Origin of the sequence: Mycobacterium mantenii, assembly GCF_001667865.1 — a bacterium.
Classification (GTDB): Bacteria; Actinomycetota; Actinomycetes; order Mycobacteriales; family Mycobacteriaceae; genus Mycobacterium; species Mycobacterium mantenii_A.
Genome location: NZ_LZJP01000047.1, coordinates 1 through 914, shown reverse-complemented (window position 1 = coordinate 914; position 914 = coordinate 1). Strand labels below are relative to the sequence as shown.

Genomic DNA, 914 nt, shown 5'->3' with positions numbered 1-914 from the left:
CTGATCGCCGTCGAACACGTCGCGCGACACGAGGCTCACAGCAGTTCCACGATCGTGGCGTTCGCCATGCCGCCGCCTTCGCACATGGTCTGCAGCCCATATTGCAGGTCGCGCTCACGCATGTGGTGCAACATTCGGGTCATCAAGATCGCGCCTGAGGCACCCAATGGGTGGCCCACTGCGATGGCCCCGCCCAGCGGATTGACCCGGGCCGGGTCCGCGCCCAGTTGGGCGGTCCAAGCCAGTGGCACCGAGGCGAACGCCTCGTTGACCTCGAACACTCCGATGTCGCTGATACCGAGTCCGGCCCGCCACAACACCATCTCGGAGGCAGGAATCGGTGCCGTCAGCATCAGCACCGGGTCTGCACCGGCCACCGCTCCGGCGACGTAGCGGGCCATCGGAGTCAGCCCCAGATCGGCGGCCCTGTCGGCGGTGGTGATCAGCAGGGCGGCGGCGCCGTCGGAGATCTGTGACGAATTACCGGCGTGGATCAGCCCGTCCTCGATGAACAACGGCTTGAGCTGTCCGAGGGTCTCGATGCTGGTGCCACGGCGCAACCCCTCGTCGGTATCGAATTCTCCGGTCTCCGTGGAAAGTACGATGATTTGCGCGTCGAATGCACCGGAGTCGATAGCCGCGGCGGTCCGCTGATGCGACGCTGCGGCGTAGGCATCGAGATCGACCCGCGTCAATCCCCACTTTCGTGCCACCGCCTCGGCGCACAGTCCCTGATTGAACGAGAAATCGTCAAACCGCTGCATAACCCTCGGGCCGTATGGGAATCCACTTTGCCGCGTTACGCCAAGCGGCAGTCGGCTCATGGATTCCACCCCACCCGCTACTATTACGTCGCAGGCGCCGGCGGCGACCGCTTGGGCGGCGAAATCCACTGCCTGCTGGCTCGATCCGCA

At 65.1% G+C, this 914-nt stretch carries 1 protein-coding gene; it reads right to left on the bottom strand.

Annotated elements, in window-relative coordinates:
- Positions 1-35 precede the first annotated feature (35 nt).
- Positions 36-914: thiolase family protein (locus A5688_RS08565; RefSeq protein ID WP_131812438.1), on the bottom strand; the 879-nt coding region annotated here is incomplete at its 5' end.